8 protein-coding genes are annotated in these 11,174 nt (G+C 42.2%); 4 read left to right on the forward strand and 4 right to left on the reverse strand.

All coding sequences use genetic code 11. The features are described from left to right. Nucleotides 1-189 precede the first annotated feature (189 nt). Nucleotides 190-822, reverse strand: a complete 633-nt coding sequence (locus AC1DUD_RS12615) for a DsbA family oxidoreductase (protein ID WP_477375031.1) — start codon at nt 820-822, stop codon at nt 190-192. A 288-nt stretch (nt 823-1,110) separates the two neighbouring features. Between AC1DUD_RS12615 and AC1DUD_RS12620 the strand changes: the two genes are divergently transcribed. The 4 genes from AC1DUD_RS12620 to AC1DUD_RS12635 all read left to right on the forward strand — a co-directional run bounded on the left by AC1DUD_RS12620 (nt 1,111) and on the right by AC1DUD_RS12635 (nt 8,232). After that, complete coding sequence (locus AC1DUD_RS12620) at nt 1,111-2,241, forward strand: hypothetical protein (RefSeq protein ID WP_477375032.1); 1,131 nt, start codon at nt 1,111-1,113, stop codon at nt 2,239-2,241. Between the two features lie 29 nt (nt 2,242-2,270). Beyond that, nucleotides 2,271-2,609 (forward strand): YciI family protein, encoded by a 339-nt coding sequence (locus tag AC1DUD_RS12625; RefSeq protein WP_477375033.1) that lies wholly within the window; start codon nt 2,271-2,273, stop codon nt 2,607-2,609. A 227-nt stretch (nt 2,610-2,836) separates the two neighbouring features. Continuing rightward, complete coding sequence (locus AC1DUD_RS12630; RefSeq protein WP_477375034.1) at nt 2,837-5,524, forward strand: sigma-54 interaction domain-containing protein; 2,688 nt, start codon at nt 2,837-2,839, stop codon at nt 5,522-5,524. Nucleotides 5,525-5,553: 29 nt separating this feature from the next. Further along, nucleotides 5,554-8,232 (forward strand): sigma 54-interacting transcriptional regulator, encoded by a 2,679-nt coding sequence (locus AC1DUD_RS12635; RefSeq protein ID WP_477375035.1) that lies wholly within the window; start codon nt 5,554-5,556, stop codon nt 8,230-8,232. A gap of 177 nt (nt 8,233-8,409) precedes the next feature. Here the strand turns inward: AC1DUD_RS12635 and AC1DUD_RS12640 are convergent, their stop codons facing one another. The 3 genes from AC1DUD_RS12640 to AC1DUD_RS12650 all read right to left on the reverse strand — a co-directional run bounded on the left by AC1DUD_RS12640 (nt 8,410) and on the right by AC1DUD_RS12650 (nt 11,104). Continuing rightward, nucleotides 8,410-9,156, reverse strand: a complete 747-nt coding sequence (locus AC1DUD_RS12640) for an MBL fold metallo-hydrolase (protein ID WP_477375036.1) — start codon at nt 9,154-9,156, stop codon at nt 8,410-8,412. A 280-nt stretch (nt 9,157-9,436) separates the two neighbouring features. Beyond that, nucleotides 9,437-10,177 (reverse strand): SDR family NAD(P)-dependent oxidoreductase, encoded by a 741-nt coding sequence (locus AC1DUD_RS12645; RefSeq protein ID WP_477375037.1) that lies wholly within the window; start codon nt 10,175-10,177, stop codon nt 9,437-9,439. Nucleotides 10,178-10,249: 72 nt separating this feature from the next. Beyond that, entirely contained in the window at nt 10,250-11,104 is an 855-nt protein-coding gene (locus AC1DUD_RS12650; protein ID WP_477375038.1) for a helix-turn-helix domain-containing protein, read from the reverse strand. Nucleotides 11,105-11,174: the final 70 nt, after the last annotated feature.

The raw sequence follows: 11,174 nt of genomic DNA on the forward strand, positions 1-11,174 counted from the left end.
CGCCGTAACGAAGATGACGGGTGCCAGCTCATTGAGGATGCTGTAACAGGAATGCACTTTCCACCCGTTCGTGCATATAACAACCTACGCCGGCGCAGCTAACACTGCGACAACCGGTCAGCAACGCAATGAGTCGGCGGGCGGTAACACCTTTAATAATATTGCTTCCTGTCAAAAACAAAACAAAATTTATTGCCTGCTATCAACCGGCCTGAGCCTATTCATCAGCGCGATAAACGTACCTACGGGTTGTGCACCCGTTATGGAATATTTTCCGTCAAACAGAAAAAAGGGAACCGAGCTAACCCCCATATGCTGCGATTCATGCTCATCAGCCCTCACCTGGGCGGCGTACAAATCGCTCTCTATAACTTCTTCCGAACCAATACCGAGTTCGGTGGCCAGCCTCACCAGCGCATCTTTATGACCAATATGAGTCCCTTCTTCAAAATAAGCTTGAAAGAGTCTCGTATTCATTTCTAATCCTTTATCCTTTTTTCCAGCAAAATGAATAAGCCGGTGTGCATTAAAAGTATTTGTCCGGACTACTTTATCAAAATCCATTGTTAGCCCGGCAGACCTGCCTACAGTGGTTATCGCTTCAAGAGTTTGCTTTGCCCTTAGCGGAGATTGTTTATACTGCCGTATTAAGGTTATATGTTGTGTTTCTCCACTATCAGCAGGTATTTCAGGCTCAAGCTCAAAGCTTCGGAGAACAACATTTGGCCGCTCACCGGCATATTGTTTAATTGCATCATCCAGATGCTTCAAACCGATATAGCAGTAAGGACATGCCACATCAGACCAGACTTCAATTTTCAATTTCTTTGTGTTTAAAACATATAACAACCGAATTATCCTGATTGGACAAAACCTGCAATATTTTTTTACTTGATATTGGCATTCCATATCCTGAATAATATCAATGCAGGAACAATCTCTCCATTATAAGTCGAGGCGCTATATTTCGTGACGCTTATCGTTCATTGTCGAAATACGGTGTAATTTAAATTCAAGCAACAATTATATAAAACTACAAATCAGCAAGTTAACATACGGCACTTACATTGCAGATTCCTGACACAGCTGTAGATAGAAGAACATCTTAAAGTGCAGAAACTGATAAACGGAACAGACAAGGTTTATGAATTATATGATACAGCATTGAAACATATTAACCCGCTTGCCAATCAGCATAACCCAACTACAATACTAACGCTAAAACAACAAATGATAGATGCTTTTGACATGGAAATCAGAAACCCTGGCCCCATATTATCAAACCTCATTAAAACCATTAAAATGACCAGTAAATCAACTGGCATTTACCTTAACTGTAAAAGAGAAAAAGAAATGTCAAATGCGAAAATCCGCGGATTGTCGAAAAATTCATTGGGCATAAGAGAGTTGCCATTACCCGAGTTTCTAAAGAAATTAGGGATAAAAAGCCTTACACTTTGCGACGGTTATGACATTTCCTCGCTGGCAAAATATGAGTTTATCATTTTCAATAAAAATGCGCCCGGAAGCTTATGGAATGGCATAAAAAGCGATCAATTGATAGCAGACCTGGCTATTTTATTTCAAAACTGCGGGTCCGTAGCTTTTGATGAATGGGCAAATGTATCCGGCGCATCTGCACTTTGGCTGGGCTTACTTAATGACGTTTTAAAGCCCCTTAAAAAAAAGGACCTCGATTTTATTTTTTACATGGGCAATCCTGGTAAAACGTCATACTTTCAAATAGATGAGCTCCTCCACATAGTAAACAAATTCAGCGCACAAGGCAGAGTTACTTTTGTGCTTGACGAGCATGAGGCAATTAACCTGTGGATGGTACTCAGCGGCGAGCTACCTAATACAACCCTCAGCGTGAATACAGCCCCCGGTTTAAAAAGAAAATGCTTTTCCATTTTCAGAACAATGAATATCAACCGACTGCTTATCTATTCAGATAATAATGTTATTCTCTTTTCCGAAGATCAGCAATTTATATTTGCGCGCAGGGATCAGGAACAGATCTCCGAAATAGCAGCAGATTCAAGGGATAAATTTATCACAGGCTTTAGCTTCGGATTGCTTCGGCAGCTTGATATACAACATTGTATCGCCCTTGGCCTTATTATGCTGGGAACATACGCGGAAGTGAAAAATAATCCGGATATTTCAGACCTGCTCTTATATATTGATAAATGGATTGCAGACATTGAACAAACCAATAATGCTTTTTTGTATCAATAAATACATCAATAACATCAAAACCAATAACTATGAAAGAGTTTTTATTTCTTTTCCGAAGGGATTTCACAACAGCAGACAAGCAGCCTACACCAGATGAACTAAAAGCCCATCTTGAGCACTGGCAAACCTGGTTCAATGAGCTTTCACAACAAGGCATACTTGCAAGGCCAATTCAGCGCTGGGACGGAGCTGGAAAGGTAATTAAGCGGGACAAAAGCGCCACTAACGGCCCTTTTGTTGAAATTAAAGAATCAATAGGCGGTATGATCATTATCAAAGCTCTCGATTATGATGCTGCTGAAAAAATTGCACAGGGTTGCCCTATCCTTGAACTTAATGGTTCTGTTGAGATCAGGATGGGCTCATAATTAAAATAGCTAATTATATTTAGATAGGCTGCAACAGACTTATCATCATACAGTAACTAATCGGGCAAATAAAGATCAGGGGTTAACAGGCACGTTAGGCGTTATTTGGTGGCGCGGATAGTAACGGGGCGTTATTTCGTCCGTGCCTAATACTTTTAAAAACATCAACTACCTTATCCACAAACACTTACCATATTGGCATAATTTTATATAAGCCGTTAGCTGTTATGGATAAACCACAGCTATTTCGGAATATAAAAAAACGCCCCGCCGCAACATCAGCTCATGGACATTTGATTGAGCTTCAAAAGCAGGTTTCGTTATTTGAACGCCAGAAAGAATTATTTCTGTTATTAAGTAACGATATCACAAAAGTAAGAGCTAAACATGACCTGGTAAACCTGTTTTCTGCCCGCATCAAGCCCATATTTAATTTTTCGCATACCATTGTGATGCTCATTGATCATCACAATAACACCTATTCTCCATTTTTGCTGGACCCTCACGGTTCAATCATAAAAGACCATCCTGAGTATACCGCACTTACAACCACAAAATTTTCACTGAATGAGCCTGTCATCGGTAAAATCACGGACACGCCGCAGCCGCTTCTTTACAAGCTTGAAGAAATCCTGACTTCACCAGGCTTGCCGTCATTTGTCCGGGTTAATTACGAATGCGGCGTTAAAGAAATGCTGGTTACCCCGCTTAAAAACAAGAATGAGGTTATTGGTTTCAGCCTGGTTTATGCCAAAAGTATGGGTGTTATTACCGATGAGCTACAGAACCTCATGCTGAATATTTCGCCCCAGCTTTCAAATGCGGTAACCAATATCATCATCAATGATGAGATCCGGCAAAAACAACATATAGACAGTGTTTTGCTCAACCTGAGTGCCGAACTGGTTGTTGTAAGAGATAGGAAACACCTGTTGAACATCATCAACTCCGGTTTAAAAAACATCATCCGCTTCAGCAGTTGCATGATGACGGTATTGAATATCAATGGAAAAAGTTACGATACCTTTTTTACTGATGAAGGATCGGGACGGCGGGAACTTTCCAGGTATCAGGAGGCAGTCACCCAGCCATACCCCTTAAACGATGGAATTCATGATGCGGCCATCGCTTCGGGCAAAACTATTGTATTAAACATGCAAACCATAGATCTGCAGCGGGCCCCTGCGTGGTTTAAATTACATTATGCTGCAGGTGCACGGGAAATGCTTATCAAGGTCCTGCCCGGCCGGCCCGGATCAACTCATAGCATCATATTGTTTTCACATCAGCAATGTACGTTTGATCACGAAGCCATAACTGTTATTGAACGTATTGCAGGCGAACTCACAACCGTGGCAGAAAATATTGTTGCCAATGAACAGATAACAGAAAAAGAATGGGAAACCTCATTTCTGCTTGATTTTGGTAATGCCATAGCAGCCGTCAGAAGTAAAGAAGATCTTTTCGATACGGTAAAGCTGTTTCTAAAAAAAATGAATATTTTGAAGGGATATGCCATCAGAATGATCAATGAAGACGGTAAAACAATGACCACTTACGTTCATGACCAAACAGTTGCAGCATCAGGTGATCCGTTGATGCATGAAGTTGCAACCGCCCGCTTCCCCATTAATGATGGCATCCAGAACAGGGTACTGAACAGCGAAGCACCTGTTTTTTTAACCGTTGATGAGGAAATTGCAAAGGGCAGTATCCCTAAATACCTGCTTTTTTGGAAAAACGTAGGCTTTACAAAAATGGCGGGAACGCCTTTGCAAACTGCCTCCAAAAAATGGGGCATATTGTGGCTGGCCATGGAAGGGATCAACATCCCTCTTATTGAAAGCCTTTGCTCTCTGATATCGATAGCCATTTCAAACATTAAGGCCAACGAGCAGATCCTCGTTCTAAAAAAAAAGCTGGAGCACGAAAATGAACACCTTAATGAGCAGCTCAACAACATCTGTAACTTTTCTGAAATTGTAGGCAGGCATGCCAAAATGCAACATGTATACAAACTAATAGAACGGGTTGCAGGAGCAACTTCTTCGGTATTGATACTTGGTGAAACCGGTACCGGTAAAGAACTTGTTGCGCGGGCTATACATCACGCATCGCCCCGGAGTGGCAGGCTAATGATCAAAGTTAACTGCGCCGCGCTGCCTGTTAACTTAATTGAAAGCGAGTTGTTTGGGCACGAAAAAGGATCGTTTACCGGGGCATTTGAACGGCGTATGGGGAAATTTGAACTGGCCCATAACAGCACCTTATTTTTGGATGAAATTGGTGAGTTACCATTAGAGTTACAGGTAAAACTTTTAAGAGTGATCCAGGAACGTGAATTTGAACGGATAGGTGGAAAAAACACCATTAAGGTAGATGTACGGATTATTGCCGCCACTAACAGAAACCTGGAAGACGAAGTGGCGGCAGGCAGGTTTCGCTCTGATCTATACTACAGGCTCAATGTTTTCCCTATTCATTTACCGCCTTTACGGGAAAGAAAAGAAGATGTTGTTCCTTTAGCTAATTTTTTCCTTAACCGTTACAGCAAACAAACAGGTATAACTGTAAAAGGTATGACTCCCGGAGTAGCCAATACCCTTCATGATTATGAATGGCCGGGCAATGTACGCGAACTGGAACATTTAATTGAACGCAGTGTACTGCTGGCCAATGGCAATATGTTGAGGGAAATCTACCTTCCGGGAACTAAGGAAGACCTACCCACCCCTGATCCTGCACAAACCCAAACACTGGAAGCCAGGGAACGGCATCATATCATTGGCACATTAAAGCGTTGCTGCGGAAAAATAGGCGGCGATGGCGGAGCCGCTGAGATATTAGATATTCCGCCCACAACCCTCCACTCCAAGATGAAAAGGTTGAAAATCACCAAAGAAGAGTACATATAAAAATGTCAATAAATAGGATAAGTAAGAGAATGAAAGAAGAGATACTGCCAAATAAGACAGGAGATATACAAAGCGCGGATGATTTACTAAAGCAGGCAGATGCTTATGAGCGGGAGCAGCATCTTCTTTTTGCTTTAAGCACAGATATTACTAAAGTGCGCGAAAAAGAAGACCTTATCCGGCTCTTTTCATCCGGGCTTAGAGGAATGTTTTATTTTATCCACAGCATCGTTATGCTGGTTGATCAGCAAACTAAAACATTTAAGCCATTTTTACTTGATCCTGATTCATCCCCGATAACAGACCATCCAAAATATTCTGAAATAGTAAAAATGGTTTACCCTATTGATGTTCCGGTAATAAGGGACGTGCTAAACTCTCAAGGGCCGATAATATTTTTACTTGACGAGATCGTAACAATACCCGGCATACCGCCCTTTATAGGGGTTAATCACGACCGTGGCATTAAGGAGATGATGATCACCCCGCTAAGAAGTCAAACAGAAGTACTTGGGTTTATCTTACTCTATTCCGATAAAACAAACAGCTTTACTAACGAGTTTAAACAGATCTTAAATGGCATAGCCCCACAATTATCGGCGGCGGTTTCTAACATCATTATTAATGAGGATAACAGGAAAAAGGATTACCAAAATGAGGTATTGCTTACGTTAAGCCGGGAGATAGTAACGGCACGGACACGGACTCAATTATTAAATGTAATCAATAACACCCTTACAAATCTGATAAGCTTTACCCATAGCGTGATGACTGTATGTGCAGATGACGGAGAGACTTACAAAGTTTTTTCACCTGATAAAGATGCGTTGCCAACGGATCATTCCAGCCATAATGAAATAGTTTCACCCTCCTATCCGGTTCATGATGGCATTTACGACATGTTTTTTGCGCCAGATAAACCAGTAATTTTCGATATCCGTTCGTTTGACCTTGGTAAGGCCCCTCAATGGCTTAAACTCAATTATGCATCAGGCGCCCGTGAAATGCTCGTAAAAAAGCTATCAGATAATGTTGGGACCAAGCATTGCCTCATCCTTTTCGCAGATAAATTAAACTCCTTTAACAATACAAGTATTGAAATTGTAGAAAGTGTTGCAGGGCAGCTTGCCAAAACCGCCAATAACATTGCTGCTAATGAGGCAATCTTAAATAAAGAACGTGACAAGGCTTGCCTGCTTAAATTTGCTACTGACCTTGCCGCCGTCAGGACAAAAGCAGATCTGGAAGCTTCCATTTTTAAGGTTTTGGACCGGCTGATCGGCATAAAACTATCCATGATCCGGGTAATAGAAGATGACGGAATTACCTTAAGCCCTTACATTTATGATAAAAACGCGATTTTCAAAGACGACAATCTTTTCAAGGAACTATTAGCGAAAAATGTAACTGTCAACGAGCCAACATCGGCAAGGGTGCTCAAGAGCGATACGCCTGTTACCTTTAATGTTGAAGATGAACAAAAGAACGGAAATAGCAGTCCTTACGTAACCCTTTGGAAAAAAAGCGGAAAGAAGAACACCTATGGTACCCGTTTACGTGTTGGGGACGAAAACATTGGGACACTTTGGCTCCTGACCGACGAATTAAATATCGATCTGCTTAAAGGGCTTTGCTCGCAGATATCGGTAGCCATATATAATATTAAAACTAATGAAAGGTTATTGGCTTACAAACAACAACTGGAAGTTGAAAACGATCATTTGAAAGAACAGATCAAAACCGTTTACAATTTTTCGGAGATCATTGGGCGTGGCCCACGTATGGAAAAGGTTTACAGGCTCATGTCGCGAGTGGCCGATTCGGGTTCAACTGTGTTGATATTAGGCGAAACCGGAACAGGGAAAGAGCTCATTGCACGCGGCATTCACAATGCATCATCCCGAAAAAACAAATTGATGGTAAAGGTGAACTGTGCCGCGCTCCCCCCTAACCTGATCGAGAGCGAGTTGTTTGGGCATGAAAAAGGATCGTTCACCGGGGCGTTTGACCAGCGGATAGGAAAGTTTGAGCTTGCGCATAATGGAACCCTCTTTTTAGATGAAGTAGGTGAACTCCCACTGGAATTACAGGTTAAACTACTCAGGGTGATCCAGGAACGGGAGTTTGAACGCGTTGGCGGGAAAACCACGTTAAAAGTAGATGTCAGGATCATAGCAGCCACCAATCGCACCCTGGAAACAGAGGTTGCTGCCGGCAAATTCCGGTCAGACCTGTACTATCGTCTCAATGTATTTCCCATCAGTCTCCCGCCATTACGGGAGCGGGCCGAAGATGTAGACCTGCTGGCGAATTTCTTCCTGACAAAGTACAGTAAACTAACCGGTTACAAGGTAACATCGATAGCACCTAAAGTGATGCAGCAATTAAAGTCCTATTTATGGCCGGGAAACGTAAGGGAGCTGGAGCATATTATTGAAAGGAGTATTTTGCTGGCAAATGATCATATACTGCGCGAGGTACATTTACCCAACTCAAGGCAAATTGACAAACAAACGATATCTCTTTTTAATCAAACCATAGAGGAGATGGAACGAACTCATATTATCAAAGTCTTAAAACAATGCCAGGGTAAAATTTCCGGCACGGGTGGCGCTGCCGGAGTATTGGATCTTGAACCCACAACCCTGCACTCCAAAATGCGAAAGTTGAATATCACTAAACCTGAATACTTCAAACAACTATCATAGCCTTATAAAGCAATTAGGGTATGACAGCAAAAGGATCCATCGCTTCACAGAAATGGATCCTTTTAAGACGGAAAGATCAAATCACAAATTATGTTAGTGATAAAAGGCCTGCCCGGCACCTAGATCAACGCTAATGTTTTGATACCTCGCAATATCGGCCTTTATCACTATTATGATCTATATCATATCACCATCTGCCAGGCGGCGGATCACAACCTGCTGTTTAAGGCCGGCCAAATCGAGTGTCCTATCCAGATCGGGAAACTCGGTATAGGCCGGAGGACTGTTAAATTGTGCATAATGAATAGGTACCAGGTATCCAGCCTTTAAAATATGTGCGGCAGTTACTGCCTGCTCAGGGTTCATAGTGCCGCTCATATCGCTGATAATATCCTGCCCGGGCAATGAGCCAACTACGCCGTTCACTGGTAAAAACGCAGCATCAAACGGCCCGAAACGATCTGCAATTGACCACCAGTAGCCGTGCCAGTTAGTATCTCCTCCATGAAATATGGTATGGTCCCCATCGCTGATCACGTAAGAAACCTGGTCTTCCCCTACCCAGTCTACAGCAGGCACAGGCGTAACTTTAAAATCGCCAATGTAAAAGGTATCGTAAAGCCTTGCGATAGCCGCTCTCAAACCAATATTCAACGCACTCTGAAGCACAGGTTCCGGCCCCCATAGTAAACCTTTATTGTGCAGCAGTTGCGTTAATAGCGCCTGATCAAAGTGATCTGCATGAATATGGGTAATTAGCACATTGGCTATCCCGGCCTTGGGGAACGGAACAGGAAATGGCGGAAATTTCGGTTCACCAACAAATGGCGCTATGGCCTCAAAGCTTTGCAATGGATCAATGTAAAGGGTGGTACCACCGCTTTCCAGCATCAGCCCGGCCCATGATAGTTTTGTAATTTTCATGTTTTTCAGTTTAGTGTTAAAGTCAATTGTGCCGAATAATTACATCTTTATTTACTTAGTAAGATGCAATACAAAGTTCCTGTAACCATTAATTCCGGGCAATGGACAATCGGCTCCAAACACTGGATTTTTGTCCGGTTTAGTTAATGCAGCTCTATCCTGATTAAAATCTGTTATAACAAAAAGCCGCCCTAAGAGAGCGGCTTTAGTCGGGAGGCTTTACGGAAGCATGAATTGGATAAACTTGCCTCAACTTTTCCTTAACATTTTAATTATTGATTTAGCTAATTGATATTCCCCCGTCTACAGGCAACACAACCCCGGTTACCCAATTTGAACCTGAATCGATCAATAAAGCTGCATTAGCCACGATGTCCTGAACATCTCCACGTTTTTGTAAAGGGATAGTAGTTGCTTCACTTTGCTGAATGGCAAGAATAATTTCGGGCGAAAGACCGGCATTTTCCAAAACCGGCGTATCTGTAGGGCCGGGTGCTACACAATTTACCCGGATGCCGAGCGGAGCAAGTTCAAGCGCCCATATTTTTGTAAGCATATTCAAACCACTTTTTGCCGAGCCATAGGCGCTAAGCTGCGCATAGGCCTTTATACCATGGCTGCTGCTAACATTGACAATTTGCCCTTTTGCTGCTGATAAAAACGGCACACAGCCTGCTGTAAGTAAACTGGGTGCTATAAGATGAACCCGGTACATTTCCTCCAGCTGATCGCGGCTTATCTCAGGTAAAGGAGTGAGCGCAACATGACCTGCATTATTAACCAATACATCAAGTTTGCCGTTCCACTCCTCTTTTATAAAATCAATTACCGCGCTTTCCTGGCCGTCTTTCAGACTATCGTATACTATGGTATAAAGCCCGGGCAGGTCGGCTGCCAATTTTGATAATTTTGCGGTGTTTCGACCGGTAATTAATACTTGCCAGCCCTTATCATAAAAATGTTTGGCAAGCCCCTCTCCTATACCTGAAGAGCCCCCTGTTATTACAATGTTCTTTTGCATTTTTCTATTTATTTTTCTTAAAATATTCTATAATAAAATCTATATCAACAACATAGATCAAGAATCACCTTTTCAGGCAACAGCATTTAAAGCACCCTGAAAATGAAGCCTGAACGTTTGCGGCGCAATTTTTACCTGTTTACTGAAAAACCGGATGAAATAAGACGGATCGTCATAGCCAAGCTTATAGCCAATTTCCTTTACCGACAACTGTGTATAAACTAAAAGCCGCTTTGCTTCCAATATGATCCTTCTTTTTATGATCTCATTAGGGGTGTACTTATTGCATTTGCCTATCCGCTTGTTCAGGGCCCTGGCACTGATATTTAACATATTTGCATATGAAGCTACATCATGATGTTTAAAGAAATTACGCTCAACCAATTGGATAAAAAACCTTGAAAACCCAGAATCCTGTTGTAAGGTTAAATCCTTTGTTGTTTGCTGATGTTTCCAAAAACGTGTTGACCTGATAATAATTTGCTTCAATAGTATCCGCACCATCTCTTCAAGGTTGATATCATTTTGAATGATCTCCTGCCTGATCTCATCAAAAACTGATGAGATAATTGACGAACCTGTTGCATCAAGCTCAATAAACGGGACATTTTGAAAGTTGCCAAAAAGCAGTTCGTCGCAGGCTATTTCCTGATCATGTAACGGTACACCATAAAGATCCTGGTTGTAATAGATGACGCTGGCCCGAACATCTTCAGAAAGCCGGATGAATTGGCCCGCGCTTACAAAAAGTAACCCATCCTGCCGTACTTCCATATCGGTAAAATCAGTACATAACCTGCCGCCTGCCCTGATGTATATAACCTTAATAAAATCCCTGAGCTGATCAATAAACTGATCCGGTTGATTTCGCCCGCAAAAGTCCAGGATACCGAATTTTTTAAAGGCACATTGTTTCAAATACTCCATGTGATAATAATCTATGCAGACAGGCATCGGCAAGAAAAACGCTTACCCTGGATGCCGATCCATGTATTGA

This window comes from Mucilaginibacter sp. P4_A11 (assembly GCF_056402535.1).